This window comes from Pseudoalteromonas sp. Scap25 (assembly GCF_013394125.1).
Lineage (GTDB): Bacteria > Pseudomonadota > Gammaproteobacteria > Enterobacterales > Alteromonadaceae > Pseudoalteromonas.
In genome coordinates this window covers 2,690,893-2,715,460 of the sequence record NZ_CP041327.1, presented here as the reverse complement: position 1 = coordinate 2,715,460, position 24,568 = coordinate 2,690,893, and the positions used below count along the sequence as shown (strand labels likewise).

The 24,568-nt window shown below is 40.0% G+C and carries 21 protein-coding genes; 7 read left to right on the top strand and 14 right to left on the bottom strand.

Going from position 1 to position 24,568, the window contains the following annotated elements:
• Nucleotides 1–141: 141 nt before the first annotated feature.
• A complete protein-coding gene (locus FLM54_RS12580; protein ID WP_178956543.1) occupies nt 142–852 on the top strand; it encodes a VC0807 family protein in 711 nt (236 codons plus the stop codon).
• 53 nt (nt 853–905) lie between these two features.
• Here FLM54_RS12580 and FLM54_RS12575 read toward each other — a convergent pair whose 3' ends face one another.
• The 5 genes from FLM54_RS12575 to FLM54_RS12555 form a co-directional block, all read right to left on the bottom strand.
• Nucleotides 906–1,358, bottom strand: a complete 453-nt coding sequence (locus FLM54_RS12575; RefSeq protein WP_138608716.1) for a c-type cytochrome — start codon at nt 1,356–1,358, stop codon at nt 906–908.
• A gap of 254 nt (nt 1,359–1,612) precedes the next feature.
• Nucleotides 1,613–2,137: a DNA starvation/stationary phase protection protein Dps gene (gene dps, locus FLM54_RS12570; protein ID WP_178956542.1), complete on the bottom strand. Its 525-nt coding sequence runs from the start codon at nt 2,135–2,137 to the stop codon at nt 1,613–1,615.
• 319 nt (nt 2,138–2,456) lie between these two features.
• Complete coding sequence (locus FLM54_RS12565; protein WP_178956541.1) at nt 2,457–2,813, bottom strand: DUF2237 family protein; 357 nt, start codon at nt 2,811–2,813, stop codon at nt 2,457–2,459.
• 156 nt (nt 2,814–2,969) lie between these two features.
• On the bottom strand, nt 2,970–3,389 hold the full coding sequence (locus tag FLM54_RS12560; RefSeq protein WP_138608710.1) for an HPP family protein: 420 nt from the start codon (nt 3,387–3,389) through the stop codon (nt 2,970–2,972).
• A gap of 173 nt (nt 3,390–3,562) precedes the next feature.
• Entirely contained in the window at nt 3,563–4,342 is a 780-nt protein-coding gene (locus tag FLM54_RS12555) for a DUF2189 domain-containing protein (RefSeq protein WP_008111401.1), read from the bottom strand.
• Nucleotides 4,343–4,574: 232 nt separating this feature from the next.
• On the opposite strand from FLM54_RS12555, the gene FLM54_RS12550 reads away from it, so the two are divergent.
• Nucleotides 4,575–6,455 (top strand): MFS transporter, encoded by a 1,881-nt coding sequence (locus FLM54_RS12550; RefSeq protein ID WP_178956540.1) that lies wholly within the window; start codon nt 4,575–4,577, stop codon nt 6,453–6,455.
• A gap of 61 nt (nt 6,456–6,516) precedes the next feature.
• On the opposite strand, the gene katG is transcribed toward FLM54_RS12550, so the two are convergent.
• Nucleotides 6,517–8,784, bottom strand: a complete 2,268-nt coding sequence (gene katG / locus FLM54_RS12545; protein ID WP_178956539.1) for a catalase/peroxidase HPI — start codon at nt 8,782–8,784, stop codon at nt 6,517–6,519.
• A gap of 302 nt (nt 8,785–9,086) precedes the next feature.
• Nucleotides 9,087–10,427: an L-cystine transporter gene (locus FLM54_RS12540; RefSeq protein ID WP_178956538.1), complete on the bottom strand. Its 1,341-nt coding sequence runs from the start codon at nt 10,425–10,427 to the stop codon at nt 9,087–9,089.
• Nucleotides 10,428–10,710: 283 nt separating this feature from the next.
• Between FLM54_RS12540 and FLM54_RS12535 the strand changes: the two genes are divergently transcribed.
• The gene (locus tag FLM54_RS12535; RefSeq protein WP_131691630.1) at nt 10,711–11,238 is read left to right on the top strand and encodes a hypothetical protein; all 528 of its coding nucleotides are present in this window, start codon (nt 10,711–10,713) and stop codon (nt 11,236–11,238) included.
• Between the two features lie 65 nt (nt 11,239–11,303).
• Here the strand turns inward: FLM54_RS12535 and FLM54_RS12530 are convergent, their stop codons facing one another.
• Both FLM54_RS12530 and FLM54_RS12525 read right to left on the bottom strand, forming a co-directional pair.
• Nucleotides 11,304–12,491, bottom strand: coding sequence for a sensor domain-containing diguanylate cyclase (locus tag FLM54_RS12530; protein WP_256729572.1), 1,188 nt, complete (start codon nt 12,489–12,491; stop codon nt 11,304–11,306).
• A 256-nt stretch (nt 12,492–12,747) separates the two neighbouring features.
• A complete protein-coding gene (locus FLM54_RS12525) occupies nt 12,748–13,890 on the bottom strand; it encodes an alkene reductase (protein WP_178956536.1) in 1,143 nt (380 codons plus the stop codon).
• A gap of 110 nt (nt 13,891–14,000) precedes the next feature.
• Here FLM54_RS12525 and FLM54_RS12520 point away from each other — a divergent pair, with 110 nt between their 5' ends.
• Nucleotides 14,001–14,885, top strand: a complete 885-nt coding sequence (locus FLM54_RS12520) for a LysR family transcriptional regulator (protein ID WP_178956535.1) — start codon at nt 14,001–14,003, stop codon at nt 14,883–14,885.
• Nucleotides 14,886–15,113: 228 nt separating this feature from the next.
• Here FLM54_RS12520 and FLM54_RS12515 read toward each other — a convergent pair whose 3' ends face one another.
• Entirely contained in the window at nt 15,114–16,394 is a 1,281-nt protein-coding gene (locus FLM54_RS12515) for a mechanosensitive ion channel family protein (protein WP_178956534.1), read from the bottom strand.
• Nucleotides 16,395–16,487: 93 nt separating this feature from the next.
• On the bottom strand, nt 16,488–18,377 hold the full coding sequence (locus FLM54_RS12510) for an AMP-binding protein (RefSeq protein ID WP_178956533.1): 1,890 nt from the start codon (nt 18,375–18,377) through the stop codon (nt 16,488–16,490).
• 195 nt (nt 18,378–18,572) lie between these two features.
• On the opposite strand from FLM54_RS12510, the gene FLM54_RS12505 reads away from it, so the two are divergent.
• On the top strand, nt 18,573–18,983 hold the full coding sequence (locus FLM54_RS12505) for an NUDIX hydrolase (RefSeq protein WP_178956532.1): 411 nt from the start codon (nt 18,573–18,575) through the stop codon (nt 18,981–18,983).
• On the opposite strand, the gene FLM54_RS12500 is transcribed toward FLM54_RS12505, so the two are convergent.
• Together FLM54_RS12500 and FLM54_RS12495 are read right to left on the bottom strand one after the other, a co-directional pair.
• Nucleotides 18,980–19,741, bottom strand: coding sequence for an ABC transporter substrate-binding protein (locus FLM54_RS12500; RefSeq protein WP_178956531.1), 762 nt, complete (start codon nt 19,739–19,741; stop codon nt 18,980–18,982). The two genes, FLM54_RS12505 and FLM54_RS12500, sit on opposite strands and share 4 nt — an antisense overlap.
• Nucleotides 19,742–19,835: 94 nt before the next feature.
• Nucleotides 19,836–20,834: an AraC family transcriptional regulator gene (locus FLM54_RS12495; protein ID WP_178956530.1), complete on the bottom strand. Its 999-nt coding sequence runs from the start codon at nt 20,832–20,834 to the stop codon at nt 19,836–19,838.
• Nucleotides 20,835–20,930: 96 nt separating this feature from the next.
• On the opposite strand from FLM54_RS12495, the gene FLM54_RS12490 reads away from it, so the two are divergent.
• Together FLM54_RS12490 and FLM54_RS12485 are read left to right on the top strand one after the other, a co-directional pair.
• On the top strand, nt 20,931–21,374 hold the full coding sequence (locus FLM54_RS12490; protein WP_178956529.1) for an SRPBCC family protein: 444 nt from the start codon (nt 20,931–20,933) through the stop codon (nt 21,372–21,374).
• Nucleotides 21,371–22,195 (top strand): sterol desaturase family protein, encoded by an 825-nt coding sequence (locus tag FLM54_RS12485; protein WP_138608687.1) that lies wholly within the window; start codon nt 21,371–21,373, stop codon nt 22,193–22,195. Before FLM54_RS12490 ends, FLM54_RS12485 begins: the two co-directional genes overlap by 4 nt.
• A 69-nt stretch (nt 22,196–22,264) precedes the next feature.
• On the opposite strand, the gene FLM54_RS12480 is transcribed toward FLM54_RS12485, so the two are convergent.
• Nucleotides 22,265–24,454 (bottom strand): fasciclin domain-containing protein, encoded by a 2,190-nt coding sequence (locus FLM54_RS12480; protein WP_178956528.1) that lies wholly within the window; start codon nt 24,452–24,454, stop codon nt 22,265–22,267.
• Between the last annotated feature and the right edge of the window lie 114 nt (nt 24,455–24,568).

The following is a 24,568-nucleotide window of genomic DNA, read 5'->3' as shown; positions in this document are numbered from 1 at the left end:
CTCTTTGTTGCTCGGTTTTTACTTAGCCCACTAGGTTACAAACCTCGCGCCGCGATTAAACAGCCCCTAGTTTGAACAAATTTTAATCCGCAAAGGTCAACAGACCCTAATGGCAGCAGTAATATTTTTTTGGAATTAAAAATGACCAGTGATAATCAAGCTATAAATAAGCGTAAAAAGAATAATCCGCTTATCGAAATCGTATTTAATATCATCATACCTTCAGTCATTTTAATGAAATTTTCAGGGCCTGAATATTTAGGCAGCGTGATTGGCTTAATTGTGGCGCTTATATTCCCTATTAGTTACGGTATTTATGATTTTATAAAAGCGGGCTCATTAAATTTTATTTCACTTTTGGGCTTTTTAAGTACTTTGCTTACCGGTGGTATTGCGCTGTTTGAGCTTAATGTTGAGTGGTTAGCAATTAAAGAAGCGGCTATACCAGCAATCATTGGTTTTACCGTGCTGATGTCGGGCTTTTTTGGTAAACCCTTGCTAGCCAAGCTCTTATTAAACTCACTTTTATTTAAGTTAGACACTATTTACGATGCCCTTGATGAGCGCGGCAATACGCAAAACTTTAAACAAAAGATTACTAATGCTAATTACTTATTAGCGCTGACCTTTGTGTTTTCATCAACGATGAATTACCTCTTAGCTAAATGGATTGTTACTAGCCCAGCAGGTAGCGTGGAATTTAACGAGCAACTTGGTGAAATGACGCTATTGAGTTATCCAGTGATCGCGATTCCATCTATGATAATGCTGATTGGAATTTTTATTTATGTGATTAAAGTGCTGACCAAGCTGACCGGTATGAAGTTTGAAGAAATGGTTAATGCCGAGTAGATATAACGCATAAAAAACCGTTGTTTAGCAACGGTTTTTTTTGCTATCAATATTTACTTGTAGTGAGAGTAAAGTTGGTAATTAGTTCTGTGGTACGGAATAAGTTTATAGTTTGGTTGTAAAAAAGTGACTAAGTCGGTGAGTTCAGATACGGTCATGGTATCGTTAAATACCGTCATTTTTGAGCTGCCATCTTCATTTCTGGCGTCGGGTCTATAAGGCCTAGAAAACCGATGTGAGGGGTTGATCACTGACGTGACCAGCTCAGCATAAGAAATTATTTTGGTTTTATTACCTCCTAGCTTAATAGAAATATCGTCATGTTTTGTTACGCTGCTATCTTCAACGCCTGCAAGGGTGTGACATGCCAAGCACTTATATTTTAAAAACACGGCTTTACCTTGTTCTGCATTCCCCTCTGGCAAGCTAAAACCTCGTGGAGAATCAACTCCTTTATCACAGCCTGTGAGTGCAATTAAACACACGATTAGTAGAGTGTATTTCATTAGAGCTCCTGTATTCTCAAATTAATTTTACGCATTACTAACGCAAACTCATTTGCGTCAACAAATGCTTCTTTTAAGAAATAGCCTAATTTGAGTGTAGTCAAAGAGTGGCGAATAGCCTAATTGTTGTGCATATATGCTCAAGGAGAATAACTAAAGAGTTGAATGATAATTAATGATGGAATGAAACATCACAAGCATGAAAAAGCCCAGCAACTTGCTGGGCTTCGTAAACTGAACGTTTACCATAAATATTAACTGTTCAATTGGCCTGTAGATGACTCTATGTGGGCGCGAACAAACCATTGGTATTGCTCAAGCTCTGCAAGTTGCGCAATGATCATATCTTCAGATACCGGATCAAGCTCACCGAGTGACTCAATAGCTTTACGATGATCACCGTTAACGCCGTTATATACTTTATCTAATGCAGCTAGGTGTTCAGTTACTAAACCTTTGCCTATAGCGTAATCTTCCCATGTACGACGATCAACAATTGATTTTGGTGTACCAACAGGCACGCCGCCTAAAGTGGCAATACGTTCTGCTATGGTGTCGGTCATTTCACGCACGGTTTCAACTTGTGGGTCTAGCATTTCATGTACGCCAATAAAGTTTGGACCTACTACATTCCAATGAATATGTTTTAAAGTTAGCTGTAAATCAATTAGCGCTACCATGCGATCTTCTAGAACAGATATTGCTTTACTTGCTGATTCATTTTCTACACCGGGAGCGGTAAATTCAGCGACTTTGTTTGCATTATTACTGTTACTCATTATGCCTCCTACTATTTCAAAATAGTGTTCGCTTAACTCAAGTGAGTGTTTTAATTGCGATAACGAACACGTCTGTTCTAATAGAAGCAATGAGCATGCCGTTAGATTTTTTATTGTAAGTTACTGAAATTTGATGATTTATTTTTTTTAATAAAGCTTTAAGGAGTATTTAGCTTAAAGGGGTATGAAAAACATGCACTTTTTTTGTAAATTCTGCAAAAAATACATTTAAAAATGGAGTACTTTAAAGGCTCTTTTTGCCTAAGGTATTTAGGCAAAAAGAAAAGTAGAGTTCAGGGTTTAATCGCTATAGCGTTTTTTAATATTGATGTGCTTTTAATACTTCAAGCGGAATAATGTCGAGCGCTTTTTGGTTTGTCGCTTCAAGTACCACAGGAGGAGCAACGCTCGCAGCAATGGCATGATACCAACGAATCGCACATAAACACCACTTATCGCCAGCTTTTAAACCAGCAAAATCATACAAAGGATTAGGGCTAATTAAATCGTTACCTTGCGCCTTGGAAAACTGCAAAAATTCGTCGGTCATAATGGCGCATACACTATGATTGCCAAAGTCTGAATCTGGTACATAGCAAAATCCCTCTCGGGTATAGCCACCGTTGCCACAGCAAAGTTGTAAGCGAGTTCCTAGTACATTTAATTGATTAGCCATATGAAAACTTACCTTGTAATAACCATTAAAAGCAGGGGGTTTACCATAGCAGGCTGTTAGTGACTTAGCTATCTATGCTGTTAATTTTATATATCTTTTAAGCGAATAAAAACTGCACTTAGTGAAGCCAAATGCAGTTTTTATTAAATAAGGGATTTACGAGAGCAGTGCTGCAGCTAAACGCACAAAATCAGAAGACGTTAAAATACCTACTAGCTGACCTTGCTCGCTCACAACGGGCATGCAACCGTGGCGATTATCTACAAAAAATTTAACGACATCTGATAGCGGCTGCTCTGGCGTTACACTGATAAAATCACTCACCATAATATCTTCTACTTTTGTGAGTTTTTCTTTGCGTTGTAATGCATTAGCACCAAACGTTGCCATGATCCCCATAACTTTGGCGACCATTATTTTTTGGGTAAGCATACCGACAAATGCGCCGTCTTCGTCAATAACAGGAATATGACGAACGTTTTTTTCTTTCATTAAATTGTGTGCGTCATGCAAAGTGCTTTTTATGTTTACCGAAAATGGGTTAGCTGTCATTAAGTCTGTAACGTTTTGACTCATGTTTATTCCTTTATATTATCTGCAGTGTATCAGCATATATTAGCGTTATTTTTAAGCTTTGCACCTTATTCAGATCAAGGTTTTTACGTATTTTATAAACTGAGGGAGAAGAGGCAACACTTAATTAAATGCCAAAAAGCATTTAATTAAGTGCTTAAAACTACTGGTAAGTGTTATTCATAGCCACGTGGTGTTTTAGTTTTGATAACTGCGATGTATCCATGCCAACTAGCGTAACTAAGTAGTGGCATAATAATAATGAATCCAGCGGCACCTGCAGCAAAGCCCAGCGCTACCAGTACGAATATACAAATTGACCACACAACCATGGCTGCAAAGTTTTCTTTGACTGCGTGGATTGAAGAAACGACTGCGGTCATTATATCAACACGTCTTTCCATCATAATTTGCGGGGTAAATGCTGAGATTGAAAACACACTGACCAACAAAATTCCGCCGATAATACTGCCTATAGTTAAAAACGCAGAAAGTTCTTCAAAGGTGGGGTTTACATGGTTTGGATATAATGCATGCACAATTGCAGCTAGGCGCATCCAAATAATCATAATCACCATGAGTAATACCGCAAAACCCCATTCACCTACGGGGTTACGAAACATTGATTTTAATGAATGGCTTAATGTAGGTTTGTGGCCTTTTTCAAGTTCCCAGGCTACATCGTATAGGCCAACGGCGAATACCGGACCGATTAAAGCAAAAGCAACGGTTGCAGGTAAAATAGCTAAGTGGCTGTCGGTAAGTACAACAGAGTAAACAATCGCTACCGGAATAAGCGTGAAGATTAAACCGTAAATTAAACTTAACATGGGCGCGCGCGCCATATCTTTAAACGCTAACGAAAGCCAGTGAAAAGCGGCAAATGTATTTACTTTGTTGCACTCTAAACAACGTGCGAATTTAGTGTCTTTATCTATTGTGTTTGTAGTTGGCATAAAGATGCTCCTTTTTTAGTCACCTTTTAGGTTTAGAACATAGATGTTCTATTTACAACTCATAAACGCTTATACGCAAGATTTAGTCGCTTTGTTCATTTGTTAGTCATTTTTGTTGGGTTAGCTATTTTGTTTATTTAAATATATGTTTGAGCATGTACTTAAAAAGTGGGTTCGTATTTCTTTTCCACAGTGGTAATCTAAGCCCTGAAGCTAATTTTAAGAGACCGTAATGAAGGAAAATAAACAACAATTTCAAGGAGCTTTACTGGGTAGTAAACGGTTTTTACCTCTGTTTGTGACGCAGTTTTTCTCTGCTTTAAATGACAATGTTTATAAGCAATCAATCCTGCTTATTTTAATTTTTCAGGCTGCTACGGTAGCTGATGGTGCCTTTTATTCTAATCTGGCGGCAGGATTATTTATTTTACCGTTTTTTCTATTTTCAGGCATGGCTGGGCAAATTGCAGAAAAGTTGGAAAAATCAAAACTGATCAGCATGGTAAAGTTTTGCGAAATTCCTATTATGCTGGTGGGTGTAGTATCGATTTTAACCGAGCAGGTTTGGTTAATGTTAGGTACTGTATTTTTAATGGGTTTACAAAGCACTTTTTTTGGGCCGCTTAAGTACTCTATTTTACCGCAGCATGTGGCCCCAAATGAGCTAACTAAAGCGAATGGACTGGTGGAGTCGGGCACTTTTGTCGCTATTTTATTGGGCACCGTATTTGGCACCTATTATATAACCCAAACAGCGGGCCCTATTTATATCAGTATCGCAATAGTAAGCCTTGCAGTTATTGGCTTTTTAAGCAGTCGATTTATTCCTAAAAGTGCAGCCAATAATGCTAACTTAAAAGTATCGATTAACCCTATTACTTCAACCAAAAGTGTTTTTAATGCGCTTAACGCACAAACCGAGTCGGTGGGTAAGTCAGTATTAGGGATCAGTTGGTTTTGGCTTATTGGTGCGGTGATACTAACGGCGCTCCCTAATTACGTAAAACATGTAATGGGAGGTGATGAGTTGGTGGTGACAGCTGCTTTAGTGGTGTTTTCGTTGAGTATTGCATTGGGGTCTTTATTGTGTGAAAAGCTATCGCGCTCACGTATTGAGTTAGGTATTGTGCCTTTTGGTGCACTATTAATTACCTTATTTTTATATTTACTAAGCCAAGAGCCTGGTATTGAATTTTATCACCAAGTGAGTGAGTTACAGCTTACTCTTGAACAAGTGATTAATACCGGCGATATGCTCTGGCATTTTGTTTGGATGGCAGGAATTGGTATTGCCGCAGGGTTTTATACGGTACCTTTGTATGCACTCATTCAGCAGCGTACTCACCCCGATAGCCGTTCACGAGTAATTGCAGCTAACAATGTGTTAAATGCATTGTTTATGGTTGGCAGCGCCGTTTTAAGTATTGTTACTTTAACGCTATTACACTGGGATATTTCACAATTACTGTTGTTATTAGCAGGGCTTAATTTACTAATATCGCTGTACATATACACCAAAGTACCGGAGTTTTTCTTACGTTTTATTATCTATATTTTAGCGATTTGTATGTATCGTGTGCGCACTAAAGGCCAGCTCAATATTCCCGATGAAGGAGCTGCGGTGGTGGTAAGTAATCATGTTAGCTTTGTTGATTGGATGTTTATTTTAGCGGCGTCACCTAGGCCTATTCGGTTTGTTGTATTTGCTCCTATTTACTATTCACCGGCACTTAATTGGTTATTTAAAATGGCCAAAGCCATTCCAATCGATAGTCAAAAATCAAATCCTAAGGCGTTTAATAAAGCTTTTGATGACATTGCGCAAGCACTGGAACGTGGTGAGCTGGTGGGTATTTTTCCTGAAGGAAAGCTCAGCGGTGATGGCGAGGTTGATGTATTTCGCCGTGGCATTGAAAAAATAATTCAGCGCACGCCTGTGCCTGTTATCCCTGTTCATTTAGATGGATTATGGGGCAGTATGTTTAGTCGAAAAACTAAATGGCGACTACCTAGACCCAAATGGTCGTTGGTAAGCGTAGCGATTGGTGAGCCAGTTGCGTCTGAAAATGTGAGTGCCGATGACTTACGTGATCGAGTACTTGCTTTAAAGTAGCTTTACAATAAAAAAGCGCTGCAATTAATTGCAGCGCTGTGGTTGTATTACTTAATGGTTATTAACGGTCTAAATTCATTACTTTAGTCCATGCCGCAACAAAGTCTTCTACAAACTTTTGTTTTGATGTATCAAAGGCATACACCTCAGCAACTGCACGTAGTTCTGAATTTGAACCAAAAATCAGATCAACCGAAGTAGCAGTGTACTTTTGCTCACCCGACTGACGATCAAAGCCTTGATAAATACCAGCATCAGACGATTTTTTCCATACCGTCGACATATCTAATAAGTTAACGAAGAAATCGTTATTTAGTGTACCTGGCTTATCAGTAAATACGCCGTAGTCAGTGCCTTTGTAGTTTGCATCAAGTGAGCGTAAGCCACCAACTAATACAGTCATTTCAGGAACTGTTAGGTCAAGCTGATCCGCTTTATCAATCAGCATTTCAGTTGGTGATTTATAGCTTTTCTCTGCATCAAAATAGTTTCTAAAACCATCGGCAGGAAACTCTAATAAGCTAAATGCATTAACGTCAGTTTGTGCTTGTGTAGCATCACCACGGCCAGCATTAAACGGAACGTCTACTGAGTAGCCTGCATCTTTGGCTGCTTTTTCAATCGCTGCATTACCACCAAGCACAATTAAATCAGCAAGCGATACCTGGCTTTTACTAAATAAGCTGTCGTTAAAGTCAGCTTGAATCGCTTTTAATACTTTAAGTACTTTTGCGGTTTCTGCTGGATTATTTACTGCCCAATCTTTTTGTGGTGCTAGCGCAATACGTGCGCCATTGGCTCCGCCGCGCATATCTGAATCACGGTAACTAGCGGCCGATGCCCATGCCACACGTACTAACTCAGGTACACTTAGGTTCGAGTCTAAAATAGCAGTTTTCAGCTCTTTTACTGCACCAGCATCAATGTTTGATTTAGTCTCTGCTGAAATAGGGTCTTGCCAAATTAAGTCTTCTTTTGGTACTTCTTTACCTAAAAAGTTACGTGGTGGTCCCATATCTCTATGAGTTAATTTGTACCATGCTTTAGCAAAGGCTAGTTGATACTCTTTAGGGTCATTTAAAAAGCGTTCAGCAATTTTGCGATATTCAGGATCAAATTTTAACGCTAAATCGGCAGTGGTCATTACCGGTGGGTTAAATTTACCCTTAACGTGCGCATCAGGTACTGACTTATGTAATGATTCATCTGTTGGGATCCACTGAATAGCGCCAGCAGGACTGCGAGTTTGTTTCCACTCAAAGTTAAGTAGGTTGCTTAAGTATAATGATGACCAGCGAGTAGGTGCTTGTGTCCATGCGCCTTCTAAACCACTAGATACGGTATCTTCAGAGTGACCTTTACCACATTTATTTTTCCAGCCTAAACCTTGCTCTTCAATACCTGCTGCAGCAGGCTCTGCACCCACACAGTCTTTAGGTTTGTGCGCACCATGCATTTTACCAAAGGTGTGACCACCGGCGATAAGTGCTAGGGTTTCTTCATCGTTCATCGCCATGCGAGAAAACGCAACGCGAATGTTCTTAGCTGAACCAATAGGATCAGGAACCCCTTTAGGCCCTTCTGGGTTTACATAAATTAAACCCATGTGAGTTGCACCTAGCGGGCGTTCTAGTTTGCCGCTGGCATCTTCACGGTCGCTGGCAAGCATTTCTACTTCAGGACCCCAGTAAACCATGTCTGGTTCCCAATCGTCAGTACGACCACCAGCAAAACCATAGGTTTCAAACCCCATGTTTTCTAAGGCAACATTACCGGCTAATACGATTAAGTCTGACCATGAAAGGGCTTCACCGTATTTCTGTTTAATTGGCCAAAGTAAACGGCGCGCTTTATCCAAGCTTACGTTATCTGGCCAGCTATTAAGCGGCTCAAAACGTTGTTGACCACCGCCAGCACCACCACGGCCATCAAGCGTACGATAGGTACCTGCACTGTGCCAGGTCATACGAATAAAAAATGGGCCATAGTTACCAAAATCTGCTGGCCACCAATCTTGAGATTGAGTTAGTAGAGCGTCGATATCACTTTTTACAGTGTCTAAATCTAGGCTGTTAAATGCCTCTGCATAATTAAAGTCACTACCGTAAGGGTTTGAACGTAGATCATGATCGCGAAGAGGAGATAGGTTAAGTTGATCTGGCCACCAAAATTGGTTGGTTCTGGTTGCCCCCATTTTTGCCTCACCCATGCCTACAGCACCTTGTGGCTTAGACATTTGTGGTTTTTCTTGACTAAAAGCAGAGCCAGACATAAGTGCCACACTTATAAATCCAACAAGCGCTTTTTTTGTAAATGATCGGTTTTTCATTGTCAGCTTCCTTAAAGTTAACGAATCTCGTTATATACAAAGCGTATTAAAAATAGGGTCTACTCATTTAAAAACAGTAGGTTGATACTTCATTCAAGTTGTTAAACAAGCCTGAATGACTGAGCGATGGGAATAGTATAGTAAAGGGGCTAAAAACTGTGTGCGAAATAAAGCGATTGATGCAATCTATAAAAATGATTTATTGAAGTTAATTAATTAAATAAACGAATCACTAAAGAACTTTGAAAGCGGCAGACATAAAAAAGCCCAGCGTAGGCTGGGCTATTAAATTAAAGTCAGTGTTATTGAGTTTTCATTAATTTACTGGTGATCACACCTGAGGTCATAGCACCCGATACATTGAGTGCAGTGCGCGCCATGTCTATCAATGGTTCAATAGAAATAAGTAAAGCCACTACCTCTATAGGTAGTCCCATGGTCGGTAATACAACCAACGCTGCGAAGGTAGCACCGCCGCCAACACCTGCAATACCAAACGAGCTAATAACCACAATACCAATTAGCGGTAAAATAAACTCAAATGTAAGTGGGTCAATCCCCACGCTTGGCGCAACCATCATTGCAAGCATAGCAGGGTAAATACCGGCACAGCCGTTTTGACCTATGGTAGCTCCAAAAGAAGCCGATAAATTAGCAATTGCAGGTGGCACTTTTAACTGGTTAATTTGCACGTCAACATTCATAGGAATCGATGCCGCTGAGCTACGTGAGCTAAAGGCAAAGGTAAGCACAGGCCAAATTTTTTCAAAGTAATGTTTTGGATTAACGCCGACTAAGCTAAGCAGTAAACCATGCACAACAAACATTAATAAAATAGCCACGTAAGAAGCCACAATAAAGGCGAGTAAATTTAAAATATCGTTACTACTAGAGTTTGCCACAACACTTGCCATTAGGCCTGCCACACCATAAGGCGTTAGTGCAATTACCATACGAACTAAGCTCATTATTGTTGCTTGTAGGGCGTTTACACCGTTACGAATTGGGCTAGCAAGTTCTGTTTTTTCAAGCATTACTTTACGTGCAGCTATACCAACAAGTACACCAAATATAACCGTGGCAATAATAGAGGTTGAACGTTGATTACTTAAATCCGCAAAGGGGTTTTCAGGAATAAAGCTCAGTAGCATTTGCGGCACACTTAGGTCGGCTACATTCGCGGCTTTGTTTTGTAGGGTGTCCATTCTAGCGGCTTCACGAGTACCCGAAACAAGTCCTTCAATGCTCAAGTCAAATCCATACGTTACCGCAATACCAATTAACGCTGCAATTGCAGTAGTAAACAGTAAAACAGAAATACTAATAAAGGATATTTTTCCTAGCGAGCCTTGGTTCTCAAGCTTAACCACTGCGGCAATCATAAAGACTAATACCAGTGGCATAATGATCATTTTTAGTAACCCGACATAGCCTTTACCTACTATGCTGACCCAGCTGAGTATTTCTTTAATGGTTTCTGGTGAGTTGGCAAATAAAAACTGTAGGGCTAAACCAAAGGCACTACCAAGCACTAAACCAAATAAAACGGTACGAGATAAAGAGCTGCTTTTTTGCGAAACAAGATAAATAGCAAACAGCAAACCGACAAATAATGCCAACATTAATAATACAGCAAGCGACATGGTACCCTCTTTTATAGCTGTGAATTAGCGCGGCACTTTAACGCTTTGTAAGGTGTTAACAAAATACGCTTTCGCTATGGGATAGAATTAAAATGAATATAGTAATAATATTAAAGTATAACGAATAAACATTTTATCGAACAAGCCTATTCATATGCTTGTATTTTTATTTAATTTATGGGAGTTACTATGGATCGTAAGTCTGGTTTAAAGCGTAAGTCTTGTACTAATTATTTAGTTAACGTGTTCACTTTAGATTTATTTAAAAATAGGGAGTAAAGGTATGTTAAAGGCAATAATGACGCTGGTGATGGTTTTAGTGGTTAGCGGATGTTCAACCCAGTATCCAAATCAAGCGCTGCTTGGTAAGCAATTTCCCACTGTTACAGGAGAAAGCTTAGAGCAACAGTCATTCACTATTCCTGATGACTTTAACAACCCACATACGTTGCTATTAATTGGTTATAAACAAGATAGCCAGTTTGATATTGATCGTTGGCTTATTGGTTTAGATATGACTGCAGTTGATGTGACTGCCTATGAGTTACCAACCATTCAGGGCATGGTTCCTCGTATGTTTAGTACCTTAATTGATAGCGGCATGCGTAAGGGGATCCCAAAAGAGTTGTGGGGTGGGGTGATCACAATTTACAAAGATGGCGATAAAGTTCAGGCATTTACTGGCAACGAAAACCCTAATAACAGTCGTGTAATACTGCTTGATGAGAGTGGCAAAATTATTTACTTTTACGACCGTGGTTTTTCTGTATCGGCATTAAATAATTTAAAAGCGGTTTTGGAAAAGCAATAAGTTGTAGTTAAATTTAGTTGCCTTTGGGCACGCTATTATTAAGTTAGCGTGCCACGTTAAAAGGATTACTCGCTAACGTTATTTCTGCCTTTTTTCTTAGCTCTATAAAGGGCTAAATCGGCATTTTTTAATGCCTCATCAAAGCTTTGTTTTGCCGCTCTTTGCGCTACACCAATAGAAACCGTCACGTTTACCGTTTTGTGGTCGCTTGGCTGTTTACCTTTGCGAGATTTTTTATCGGTGCGTTTTGGGTTTCTGATCACCATGTCGTAGGTGGCAATATTTTCGCGCAGTGTTTCTAGTTCAGGGATTGACTGCTCGGCTGTTTTACGCGGGAACACCACCGTAAATTCTTCTCCACCATAACGGTAAATTTTGCCACCCCCTTTAATGCCAGTCATTTTAGCCGCCACTAGCTTTAACACTTGGTCGCCAATATCGTGGCCATAGGTATCGTTGAATTTTTTAAAGTGATCAATGTCGAGCATAGCAACGGTGTATTTTCGCCCTAATGATAAAGCAAGCTGATTAAGTGCTCGCCGCGTTGGTAAGCTGGTTAAATCGTCTCTATAGGCTAAATAATAAGAGTCTGTACTTACTGCCAATAAATACAAAGAAGCCATAAGCACGGCTATTACAGACCAAGGAAAATCAATAATGTGTTGCTGATTAAGGCACCACACAATAAAAGTAATTAATAAGGCGGTTTGAGTCAGGTTATGGGCTCTTAAGCTTTGCCAAATAAGCAAGCCGCCAATTATTGAAAGCGGTAAAACAATGGGTAAATAAGGAAGCAGCTGAGTATAAAAAGAAGATTGTATTGTTAGTTCTTGCAAGTGTTGGCTCAGTGCTAACCAAGCAAATGCAGTACCGCCACAGACAATAACGAGTAAACTGCGAGTTACTGTGTGTATTGATAAGAGCGCTCTATCTTTTATAACTGCCAATAGCATTAATAAACTTGTAGCGCATAATAAGGTCCAGTCAGGTTGCGCTTTAAGCCAGTTAGACCAAGGTAAAGCGTAGTCTAATGAAGATAAATAAAGCACCCAAAATGCGCAAAGTAATGCAACTCGACTTCGATTAAACTGAGTAGCAAATACAGCAGTAATAATCAGTAATGGATAAACAAGATTATTAATAAGAGAGAGCTTACTTTGCCATTGAGCTTGAAACTGAACTAATAATAAAAATAAGCCACATAGACCTAAAAGGCTCAAAGAAGTTGATTTAACTCCTGCTAATTTTAACAACCTATGCTCCAAAGACCGATGTCTAAAAAATAAAGGCTTATTGTATTCATATTGAGAAATATTACTACTTTAATGCTTGTTAATTATTTAAAAACAATACTTTAAAACTAATTTAAATGACTTTTATCGACATTTTTTAACCAAATGTATGATATTTTCGATAAGGTAAAAACAGTGATAAGACTTATTTGGGAGATTTAGATAGAGTGGATTATCGCGCTTTTAGCAATTTTAGAGGCCATCCATGGCCATTTTGCTAATCGTTTTTGTAGCGAGGATAATCACTGTAGCCTTGCTCAGTGCCACCATACATAGTAGTAGCATCGGCTTCATTTAATGGCCAATTATGTTTAATACGCGCTGGTAAATCAGGATTGGCAATAAAAGGGCGACCAAAAGCAAATAAATCTCCATAACCTTTAGCTAGCATTGCCACAGATTTATCAACTGTGTATTTACCTGCGTAAATAATACGTCCAGAAAATTCTGCGCGTGCCGCTTGGTAAAATTGCTCTGGCAAATCAGGGGCATTGTCCCAATCGGCTTCAGCAATTGAAAGATAAGCAATACCCGCTTGCTCAAGTACTTTAATGGCTTCTATATAAGTATGTTGAGGGTCTGATTCTACTAATCCTAAATAAACACGGGTTTCATCAGTACTGCTAAATAGCGGCGCAAATCTAACCCCTAAACGCTCAGCGCCAACTACATCACTAACGGCAGCAACAATCTCTTTTAAAAAGCGTAAGCGATTAGTCAGTGAGCCACCGTATTCATCTTCACGTTGGTTACTATGCTCAGAAATAAATTGGTTTACTAAGTAGCCATTAGCACAATGCAGTTCCACACCATCAAACCCAGCCTCTAGCGCATTACGGGCAGCTTGTGCATACATGCCAACAAGCTCTTTGACTTCATTTGTTGTTAAAGCTTGCGGTTCACTTGGATCGGCTAAAGCGCCTTGAGCTGGCCCTGTTTCTATAAACACTTTCACACTATCAGCTGCTATTGCTGAGGGAGCAACAGGTTTGGCTTCATTTGGTTGTAGGCTAGTATGCGATACACGGCCTACATGCCAAAGCTGGGCAAAAATAACTCCCCCTTCTGCATGCACGGCATTAGTCACTTTTCTCCAGCCATCGATTTGTTCTGCAGAGTAAATACCGGGTGTCCAAGCGTATCCTTGTCCTCTGGGTTCAATTTGAGTGCCCTCGGTAACCATAAAGCCAGCACTTGCACGTTGCGCATAATAGGTGGCCATTACTTCGTTGGGGATATTGCCAGGTACTGTACTGCGTGAGCGGGTAAGTGGCGGCATAACAATACGATTTTTCAGGGTATATGGCCCTAAACTAATGGATGAAAATAAACTGTCGATATTTTTACTCGGTTGACTCATTTTAATACCTTTTAAATTAACTATGCTGCTGAGCGCTTATAACAATGCTGGTGAGCATAGGGATTTAAAGCTACAATTTGAAACAACACTTTTTTGTTTTAGATACAATTATGAATGGTATAGGTCGGCTGGATATAAAGCAGTTGCGAGTTTTAAGCGCTTTGCTCAAATTAAAAAATGTATCGCATGTTGCGCAAAAAATGGGGCTAACTCAGCAAGCCATTAGTGAGCAGCTGCGAAAATTACGCGACTTATTTGATGATAGGCTGTTTATTCGTCAAGGCAATACGATGCTGCCAACGCCAAAAGCGCTGGCGCTTGAACTATCAATTAATCAAATTCTGAGTCAACTAGACGCATTATTAGTGCCGTCACAGTTTTCCCCGCAGAGTTATCAAGGCGTTTTTACTATAAGTGCTACGGACTATGCGATTGCTGCACTTTTACCTCAATTATTAGCAATTACTCGCAGTGAAGCGCCAGGTTTAAAGTTGATTGTTCGAGACTTCGCATCCGATAACGTTAACCAGCTTATCAGCGCAGGGGAGCTTGATTTACTGATTAGCTTTGTTGAATTTATTCCTGATAATTTAGTCTACGATACCCTATTTGAAGAACAACATATTTGTATTGCAGGCGCACATGCGCCCACACCTTCAAAGCCTTTGAGCTTATCTGAGGTTGCGAGCCGGCCGCAGTTGGTGGTGTCGGCATCTAGAGCAAACTTACGTGGTTCGCACGATCGCTGGTTTGCAGATAAAGGCTACAAACGAAATATTGTCATGTCAGTACCTGGGTTTTCATCAGTGCCTGATTTACTAAATACCACCGATTTAATTGCGTTTTACCCATCAAGGTTATTGCCAAATAGTAAGGTAAAGCAATTGGAGATTGAATTATTACCGCCGCCGTTTAAGGTGATTGCAGCATGGCATCCTCGCTCAAATAACAGCGATATTCATCAGTGGCTTATTGCACAATTAAAGCGTATTTAGACTGACTCTGCGTGAGCTAGATTTATTATTCACAGTTCAGGTTATATAATTAACCTGAACTCTAGATAATAAATCTATCTCAAGCAGCTATTTTGAGCGCTAACTGCGTTGAATTTACTTGCAATAGACTAGCTATTGACGCGTAATTTCGCCTTGTTTTCACTGAAAATCACTGGCTAGAGAAAATAAACATAAATATCATTTTGATTCAATATGTTAGTAAATCTCTTAACCAGAGTTCAGGTTAATTAGTTGGCGAATATCGCTTCCTGTTGGTGCTTCATGGGCACGTAACGAAAAGGCGGGTAAAACCGCTAATATATGATCAAATATATCTGACTGAATATTTTCATATTCACCCCAATTAGTGGTATTAGTGAATGCATAAATCTCAATAGGTAAACCTTGGGTTGTTGGCGCTAATTGCCTTACCATTAAGGTCATACCTTGATGAATATGTGGGTGCTGTTTTAATAGCGCGACCAAATAGTGACGAAATGTACCCACATTAGTTAGCCTGCGGCCATTTAAAGTGCAGCTCATATCTACTTTTTTAGTGATGTTTTGCTCCTCAATAACCAATAGCGTACTTTCAAGGTACTCACTTAGTAAATCGGCTTTTTTAAGGGCAACAACTGCGGCTTCGTCTAAAAAGTGCACACTACTCATTTCAAGGTGAATGCTGCGTTTTATCCGGCGTCCACCAGAGTCTGACATACCGCGCCAATTTTTAAATGAGTCGGAGATCAAGGCATAAGTAGGAATGGTGGTAATGGTTTTATCCCAATTTCTTACTTTAACCGTGGTTAACGCAATATCAATAACATCACCGTCGGCACCGTACTTAGGCATTTCTAACCAGTCACCTACCGCCAGCATATTATTGGCAGAGAGCTGAATACCTGCTACTAATCCTAAAATAGCGTCTTTAAATACCAGTAATAACACCGCAGACAGAGCGCCTAAGCCGCTTAGTAAAATTAACGGTGATTTATTCATTAACAATGAAACGGCTAAAATGGCAGTTAATACACTGGCAATAAGCTTAATTGTTTGCAAAAAGCCGCGCAGCGGAAAGTGAGCGCTTAAGGGGCGCTTATCGGAAATTGCTTGAAATATATCCAGTAAAGAAAATAGCGAAAGTAAGGCAAATAAAATGATCCATTGATCGGTGATCATTTGAATCAAATACAAAAACGTGGTGCCTTCGGGTACCCACAGTTGCGCCTGAATAACAACGACCGCTCCTTGTAAAACAAATGAGATATTACGAGCGAGCTTTTTTGCTGAATATAAAGGACTTTTGCTATCGGGTTGCGCAGCTTGTTCGCTAAAACGGTTTTTAACTAAACGCTGAGAAACCAGTCTTAAAATGAGGTGTAATATTAATGCAAATAGCGCAATCCAAGCCAATACAATCAGGTCGTACCATAAAAATGGACTTCCCGGAAAATAATCGCCAAACCATTGCAGTAAAAAATCTCGCAGCTGTGCGCGTGTTCCTGTCATTAATACTCCATAAGGACGCTATTATTAATTACTTATTATTAGTTAAGCAGCTGCAATGTAAAAAGTCTATTTAAGACTTTTTACATTATGTAGTTACAGTTTACCATGCTCGAGTTGCTGGCTGAGTTCTTCAAAAATACTTGGATCATCTATGGTTGATGGAATTTGCAGTTCTTCACCATCAATTAACTGCCGCAGGTTTTTACGTAAAATTTTGCCAGAACGGGTTTTTGGTAATCGCTCTACACACATAATATTTTTAAGGCACGCAATAGCACCAATTTGATTACGCACGGTTTGCACCAATTGCTGTTCTACCTCTTTATGTGAGCCATGAAAATCATTTTTTAGCACCACCATCGCCATTGGGTTTTGCCCTTTTAACGCATCACTAATACCAAATACTGCACATTCAGCCACAGCTGGGTGCGCGGCAACAATTTCTTCCATTTCACCGGTGGATAGACGGTGCCCTGCGACATTAATTACATCATCGGTGCGACCCATAATAAAGAGGTAGCCATCGCCATCAATATAACCGCCATCACCAGATAAATAGTAGCCCTCATATTCAGCCAAATAACCAGCCTTAAAACGAGCCGTATTTTTCCAAATTGTCGGTAAGCATCCCGGTGGTAAAGGTCGCTTTATAACAACCGCGCCTTGTTCATTCGGAGCACATTCATCCCCATTCATATCTAAAATTCTTACATCAAATCCAGGTGTTGCAACTGTTGAGCTTCCTGCTTTTGTTGGCAGGTGTTCAATGCCAACAGGGTTACACGCAATTGCCCAGCCCGTTTCTGTTTGCCACCAATGATCAAGCACCGGTAAACCTGTTTTTTCTTTGAGCCAATCGTAGGTAGGTGGGTCTAAACGCTCTCCGGCTAAAAATAATCGTTTCAGACTAGAGGTATCGTATTGTTTAAAGCCATCGGCATTGGGATCCTCTTTTTTAATCGCGCGAAACGCAGTGGGGGCACTAAATAGGGCATTCACTTTGTATTCTTCTACTACGCGCCAAAAAGCACTGGCATCGGGGGTTCTAACCGGTTTTCCTTCAAATAAAATAGTTGCGCATCGATACATAAGTGGCGCATACACAATATACGAATGACCCACTACCCAGCCAATATCAGAGGCGGCCCAAAATACGTCACCGGGTTTCATGCCGTATACGGTTTCCATGCTGTAATGCATAGCAACCGCATGGCCGCCATTTTCACGCACCACACCTTTAGGTGTCCCTGTTGTGCCAGAGGTGTATAAAATATAAAGTGGATGATCGCCACTGACCGCAACGGGATCAACCGGTGTGGCTGTTTGCATTGCAACAGCCCAGTCAATATCACGTTCGGGCATAAGCGGTGCGGTGGCTTGCTCACGCTGATAAATAATACAGTGTTCAACTTTATAGCTAGCAGCTTCAACCGCGTTATCGAGTAATTCTTTGTACTCAATTACAGTATTAACTTCTACACCACAGGAGGCACTGAGTACCAATTTGGGCTTGGCGTCATCAATCCGTACCGCTAATTCATGCGCTGCAAAACCGCCAAATACAACAGAATGAATAGCGCCAATTCGGGCACATGCCAACATACCAATTACGGCTTCGGGGATCATGGGCATATAAATCACTACGCGGTCGCCTTTAGTCACTCCTAAAGACTGCATTACCCCTGCAAATTTAGCGACCTCTTGCTGCAGTTGTAAATAGCTATAACTGCGTTTGCTATTGGTAACCGGTGAGTCATAAATTAACGCTGTTTCATTACCATGCCCAGCGATGACATGCTGATCTACGGCTAAAAAACAGCTGTTAAGTTGGCCGTCTGCATACCAGTGGTGTAGTCCTTCTTGATCTTGTGTGTATGCGGTTTCTGGAGCCTTGTACCAAGGTAGTCGCTTACTTTGTGATAACCAAAACGCTGCTGGGTCTTGTTTAAACTCGTTGTAATGTTGTTTGTATTCACCTGACATAAAGGCTCCTAAGGAAAATATAATCTAACGTAATTTAAAACTAAGCGCTTTTTATCAGCAGTGATATTCGACTATGGTCGGTTAAATAGTAAGCGATGTTTTTGTTTTTTGGCCAACGTGATGATTGTATAGAACTAAAAAGTTCCAACTAATGTAAAATGTTTCAGTAATTAATGAGAGTAAATGGATATAAGAATGAATCAAATGGTCAGAGTAGGCGTTGCAGTAATAGTAATGCATGATAATAAAATTTTACTCGGTGAACGGATAGGCGCACATGGCGCAAATACGTGGGCAACCCCTGGAGGGCATTTAGAATTTGGTGAAACTGTTGAGCAATGCGCTGTGCGTGAAGTAGTAGAAGAGACTGGGCTCAATGTCACTAATATTCGTAAACTCGATTTTACCAACGATATTTTTAGCGCAGAGAACAAACATTATATTACCTTATATATGCAAGCAGACTATGAAGGCGGAGAGGTTATAAATAAAGAGCCTCACAAATGTTTACAGTGGCGTTGGTGCGATATTAATGACTTGCCCGCACCTTTGTTTATCTCATTAAAAAATTATCTAGCACAGAATACCTTGCCCGCTAAGTATTAAAGGTTTTTTGGCATAGGGAGTTGCCATTTATTTAAAATTTGCTGATATTCACCACTTTCCTTGATGGCATTTAACCTATCGCTAATAATTTTTGCTGTGTGTGAGTCAAACTGATTACTGGCTGCAAAATGCAAAGAAGAGGGTAACTCATCTAAGTGGATGCGTTTTGAAATTAAATTAGGGTCGAGCCCGGTGCGCTTTAATTCGTTTTCAAGTGTGAGCGTATTGGTTACAACAAAGTCGATACGATTTTTATATAGCATTTTCCAGAGCTGTTGATAATAACTGACTAATACTAGGTTTTCATTTTCAGTAAAGCCTTTAGTTTCTAAATAAGCTTGTGCAGAGTAGCCGCGAATAGTGGCTACTTTGTACTCTTTAGCAAAATTTAAATGAATCACTTCATCTTTGTGGTTACTTAAACTAACTAGGTATGCGTCCGCAAAGTAGACTTTACCTAGCCACTTATATTGATGATGTCTGTTTGGTGTTTTTAGCAGTGACATTATTATGGCATTAGGATTGGCTCGTTGCTGTTGGAATATTCTAGCCATTGGCATTATTTCAAACTTTGCTGTTAAATCAGTGCCATTTAAAACTGCTTTAGCTATATCGACCAGCGCGCCCTGTGCTTCACCTTGAGGGTTTTTAAAATGATAAGGCGGTAAATCTTCAGCGATAAAGGTAACAGGGGTGGCGTTGCAGAACGCACTATAAAAAAACAATACAAAAACAGTTAACACCATACGCAAAAGCATAAATAATTGTCTTTAAAGCAATACTATAACGCTAGTGTAAAGAAAAACATTAATAAGGTACATGATAAATGTATATTTTAAGTAAGCAGGTTGTTTACTTGTTGTTTTTTATAAATTGGCGAGGCGAGCAATGATGCCAGCGTTTAAAGGCACGATTAAAAGAACTTTGATCGTTAAATCCCAGCATAAATGCGATTTTATTTAACGAATAGTGGTGAATATAAGTTAATAAGCGTCGTTTTTGCTCTGCTTCAAGCAGCGCGGCAAACGTGGTTTGCTCTTTTTTTAGATAGCGCTGTAGTGTGCGTGGCGTCATATTTAAGGCCGCAGCTGTCCTAAGCAAAGAGCAATCTTGTAAGTCGTGTTTTGCCATTAAAATATGATTAATTTTTTCTGATAATAACTGCTGACTTTTAAACTGGGATAGCTGTTGCTCTGACATTTGCTTAAGCATTGCGTTGATTTGGCTATTATCGGTTTTAAAGGGCAGGGTTAAGTAATTACTTGGAAACTCGATTTGATTAAAGCTAGCGCCAGCTTTTACTGGGCAATTAAACCAATTAGTTAATCTGTGTTGTTCGGTGTTTGAAAAGTGTGTTGAAAAATACACACAGCTAGGTGAAAGCTCAGGATTAAGTAGTTGGCGTACCACGCTGACCCAAGCGGTCATATTTCGTAAAACAGCCTGTGAACTACATTGTGGATCGGCTAACCAAGTTACTTTACACCGTGTTTTTTGTTGCTCAAACTTGGCGCGACCAATATTAGCCACTAGGCTGTCGTAATTAAGTAGTGCAGTAATAGCGCTGGCTAAATTAGTACTCGATTCAATTAAATACCCCAATACACCAAAATCAGCGGTGCGTATTTGTTTTCCTAATTCAAAGCCAAATAAGGGATCGTTTAACGCCTGTTGTGCATAGCCAAGCAGCGCATTATAGCTTTTTAAGCTGATACGTGGCGCCAATTGTTGTGACTTTTTATTGGTATACTCGTTAAAATCAATAGCGCTTAAAGCCACTTGGCTAGCTAAGCCTTGGGCTTCAAGATAATCCAAACAGCTACAAAAATAATGATCGGCTAAGGTTTTCATTTGTCGCCTAAAGCTAAAAAATAGTCGTCTAATCGCAAGTTTGCCACGGCATATTTTTATATGCTAGTGATCGATAAAAATAATAGGGTGAAGATCATGGTAGAAATAAAGGTTAAGCGAGCTGTGGCAGCAACGCCGGAGCAAATACGCAGCGTATTATTAGCGCATGCTGATTTAGGCCGATTTTTTAATGCTCACTTTACACTACTAGCACCACAAGAGCCGGATGAAATAAGTGGCGGAAAAGGCACGATTAGAGAAATAAAAATGCAAGGCACTACCTTTAAAGAGCAAATAATAGCTGCAGATAACAGTCATATTAGTTACCGTATTATAGGTAGCAAGCCCGTTGCGCAGCATCGTGGTGATATTTACTTAAATACCATTAACGAAGAGCCATCGCTCACTGAGGTTAATTACCATATTAGTTGCATTGCACCTTTTTGGGTACCCGATTTTATACTGGCTTTTTTTATAAAAAAAGATATTAGCCAAGCACTTAAAAAAATAGCCCATTATTTTCAGGAGCGTGTTGTATGAGCATTGAAATTATTTTACTCGCACTGAGCCCTATTTTTTTGCTGTTTGTTGCTATCGAGTTTATTAAATTTAGGCGTCACTACGATATAAAAGACAGTTTAGCCAATGCATTATTGGCTTTATTACATCAAGGTGCTGATGCTATTGCATTAATAGTACTAATGCCGTTTTTTTACTGGCTGTATCAGTTTCGGTTATTTGATATTGAATTGACGGTATTGACCATATTAGGTGCCTTTGTACTGCAAGATTTTTTATATTATTGGTTTCATCGTGCATCACACCATATACATTGGTTATGGGCAGCGCATGTCGTACATCATAGCTCTACGAGAATGAATTTTACTACTGCCTTTAGACAAAGTTTAATGTATCCGCTTGCGGGCATGTGGCTGTTTTGGATGCCAATGATATTACTTGGTTTTGAACCTGTGATTGTTTTTGCCGTAGTTGCCCTTAATTTAGCGTATCAATTTTTTGTTCACACCCAAGTGGTAAAAAAGCTGGGTTGGTTTGAAAGCGTATTTAATACTCCATCACATCATCGGGTTCATCATGCTATTAACAGTGGCTACTTAGATAAAAACTTTGCAGGGGTACTAATTGTTTGGGATAAGTTATTTGGCACTTATGTAGAAGAGGATGAAAGCAAGCCTTGTAAATACGGAATTATTGGCCAACTACACAGTAATAACCCGATTAAAATTACCTTTCATCAGTGGCAGCATCTCTTTAAAAGTACCTACAGAGCAAAGGGATTAAAAGCAAAGTTAAAAGTAGTCTTTGGTTACCCAACAAGCTCCCAAGGTATTAATAAGTAAGCCTATTTTTTATAAAAAAGCCAGGAGTAAATAGCATCACTCCTGGCTTATCTCACAGTAAAACTTAGTTTATTTGGCCGTTGTGATCACTGTATCAATTAAGTGAACAACGCCATTACTGGTATAAATATCAGTGGTTGTTACATTGCTACCCGCTACTTGTAGTGATGTAGCTGGTAAGCTTACTTGCCACCAAATATCGTTCACAGCTTGGCCATTATTCTGACCTGCTGCCGTATCACCGGAGAAGGTATATAAAGGGCGGCCAAGGTAGGCGACTTGCATGCTGTCATCTGAGCGAGCAATTAACGATAAACCGGGTACATTTTCAATTGATGCTGCAGTACCAAGAACCGGTGGCCACGTTGTTGCACAAGCTGCTTCACACGTGCTCATTGCCTCGCCTAAATCATTGTCGAACACATAAACTGTTTTGCCTGGCATAGCATCAGCCATACCCGTTACTAAACGACTATCAGTTGAATCATAAGCAATGCTATCTGTTGCTGTGTTTGCTGTGCTGGTAAAGTCTACAACGTTTACGCTTAGCATGTTATCGGCAAGCGTGGTCACCGTTTTACCATTGGCTGCAAATGCATCAGTACTGCCCACTTGAGCGCCTAAAACATGTTGAGTTAGCACACCTGTCAATGCAGTCGTGTCAGCCAATAAAGCCTCTAAATCAGCGGTAGGGATTTTGCTAAATGCAGCATTTGTCGGTGCAAATACCGTAAATGATTGAGTGGTGTCGTTAAAGGTATCTACTAGTGATGCTGCTTGTAGTGCAGTGACTAAAGTAGATAGTGCAGGTGTTTCAGTAGCCACTGTAGCAATTGTTTTAGTCGGGGTACCAACTTCAGCCGGTGGCATAATTACTTTATTTAATACATGAATCACGCCGTTACTAGCGATTACATTTGCCTCTGAAATTGCTGAGTCATTGATAAATAGTGAGCTATTTACATGAGATATAGCAGCCATGTCGCCATTGGCCATTTCTATCTTGTTGCTGTTGCTATTGGCAATGGCTACTGCGTCATCTGATAAAACTGTCGCGTCAGAAAAAACATGGTACAGCAAAATATCACGAAGCGTATCTGTATCAGCTAGTAGCGCATTAATTGTATCCTGTCCGAGCGCAGCAAATGCAGCGTCTGTAGGTGCAAATACACTAAAAGTATTATCTGGATCGGCAACTAGTGTATCTAACCCTGTTGCCGTTAAAGCAGCTAGAAGTGTCGTAAAATTACCATCAGCGCTCGCTATATCAGCAATTGTATTGGTACTTTGAGGTAAAGTAACATCAGAAATAATAACCGAATCGATCACATGAATGACACCGTTATTGGTCATAATATCTCTAACTACAATGTTTGCTCCGCCAAACGATAGCATGTTTGTTTCTGCGTTTATCGCCACTGGAAGGGTATTGCCAAGTAGCGTTTCTGCTGATTGACCGTTAAGAGACATTGCAGTAACAGAATCTACTGATCCTACAAGTACATGCTGCTTCAAAATATCGGCTAAAACGGTGGGGTTAGCCAGTAACGTGTTTAAAAAGTTGCTACCAATTGCCTCGAATGCAGCATCCGTAGGGGCGAATACGGTAAATTCTGATGATTCGTCCGCTAGTGCTGAAGTAAGGGATGCAGCATCAAGAGCTGCAAGTAATGTACTAAAATTGCCAGCTTGCTGAGCTGTTTCAATGATATTATTAGTTGGTGCTGTTTCTGGCACTGTTTTTGGTGTGAGCACCGCGTCAATAACATGAATGATTCCGTTGTCGGTCACAATGTCGGTCATTGTTACTGTGCTGGTATTTACTAATAAATTCTCACCATTTAAAGATAAAGCAATGTTTTGCCCGTTAACAGTCTCTACAGTGCTGCCCGCTAAGCCAATAGCTGTTTGCGCGTCTACTCTGCCAGCGATCACATGGTAAGTTAAAATAGAACTTAGGGTGTCTGTATCAGCTAATAAGCTATTAATGGTCTCTTCGCCTAATAATGCGAATGCATCATCGGTAGGGGCAAATACAGTATAGCTGGTAGTTAAATCATCGAGAGTTTCATCTAGACCGGTTGCTTCTAGTGCTGCAACAAGAGTGGTGAACTCTTCAGAGTCCTGTGCGGCGTCAAAGATTGAGACGGCAGGTTGTGGGTCTACAGTTACTGGAGCGTTGTTATCGTCATCACTACTACAGCCTTGAATAAGTAACAAGGGAAGTATGATAGCACCGAGCTTAAATACTTTATTCATAATTGTTCCTTTAATCGAATGTTACAGTGTTACAGCTTTGTGAATACTACGAAGCTATTAACAGTGTTGATCAAAAAAACATGGGTTATTTTTATACAATTTAATAGGTGTAAG

Bases quoted from the DNA above. Each gene is read 5' to 3' on its own strand.
- FLM54_RS12580 (WP_178956543.1), top strand. From the start codon at position 142: ATGACCAGTGATAATCAAGCTATAAATAAGCGTAAAAAGAATAATCCG.
- FLM54_RS12575 (WP_138608716.1), bottom strand. From the start codon at position 1,358: ATGAAATACACTCTACTAATCGTGTGTTTAATTGCACTCACAGGCTGT.
- dps (WP_178956542.1), bottom strand. From the start codon at position 2,137: ATGAGTAACAGTAATAATGCAAACAAAGTCGCTGAATTTACCGCTCCC.
- FLM54_RS12565 (WP_178956541.1), bottom strand. From the start codon at position 2,813: ATGGCTAATCAATTAAATGTACTAGGAACTCGCTTACAACTTTGCTGT.
- FLM54_RS12560 (WP_138608710.1), bottom strand. From the start codon at position 3,389: ATGAGTCAAAACGTTACAGACTTAATGACAGCTAACCCATTTTCGGTA.
- FLM54_RS12555 (WP_008111401.1), bottom strand. From the start codon at position 4,342: ATGCCAACTACAAACACAATAGATAAAGACACTAAATTCGCACGTTGT.
- FLM54_RS12550 (WP_178956540.1), top strand. From the start codon at position 4,575: ATGAAGGAAAATAAACAACAATTTCAAGGAGCTTTACTGGGTAGTAAA.
- katG (WP_178956539.1), bottom strand. From the start codon at position 8,784: ATGAAAAACCGATCATTTACAAAAAAAGCGCTTGTTGGATTTATAAGT.
- FLM54_RS12540 (WP_178956538.1), bottom strand. From the start codon at position 10,427: ATGTCGCTTGCTGTATTATTAATGTTGGCATTATTTGTCGGTTTGCTG.
- FLM54_RS12535 (WP_131691630.1), top strand. From the start codon at position 10,711: ATGTTAAAGGCAATAATGACGCTGGTGATGGTTTTAGTGGTTAGCGGA.
- FLM54_RS12525 (WP_178956536.1), bottom strand. From the start codon at position 13,890: ATGAGTCAACCGAGTAAAAATATCGACAGTTTATTTTCATCCATTAGT.
- FLM54_RS12520 (WP_178956535.1), top strand. From the start codon at position 14,001: ATGAATGGTATAGGTCGGCTGGATATAAAGCAGTTGCGAGTTTTAAGC.
- FLM54_RS12515 (WP_178956534.1), bottom strand. From the start codon at position 16,394: ATGACAGGAACACGCGCACAGCTGCGAGATTTTTTACTGCAATGGTTT.
- FLM54_RS12510 (WP_178956533.1), bottom strand. From the start codon at position 18,377: ATGTCAGGTGAATACAAACAACATTACAACGAGTTTAAACAAGACCCA.
- FLM54_RS12505 (WP_178956532.1), top strand. From the start codon at position 18,573: ATGAATCAAATGGTCAGAGTAGGCGTTGCAGTAATAGTAATGCATGAT.
- FLM54_RS12500 (WP_178956531.1), bottom strand. From the start codon at position 19,741: ATGCTTTTGCGTATGGTGTTAACTGTTTTTGTATTGTTTTTTTATAGT.
- FLM54_RS12495 (WP_178956530.1), bottom strand. From the start codon at position 20,834: ATGAAAACCTTAGCCGATCATTATTTTTGTAGCTGTTTGGATTATCTT.
- FLM54_RS12490 (WP_178956529.1), top strand. From the start codon at position 20,931: ATGGTAGAAATAAAGGTTAAGCGAGCTGTGGCAGCAACGCCGGAGCAA.
- FLM54_RS12485 (WP_138608687.1), top strand. From the start codon at position 21,371: ATGAGCATTGAAATTATTTTACTCGCACTGAGCCCTATTTTTTTGCTG.
- FLM54_RS12480 (WP_178956528.1), bottom strand. From the start codon at position 24,454: ATGAATAAAGTATTTAAGCTCGGTGCTATCATACTTCCCTTGTTACTT.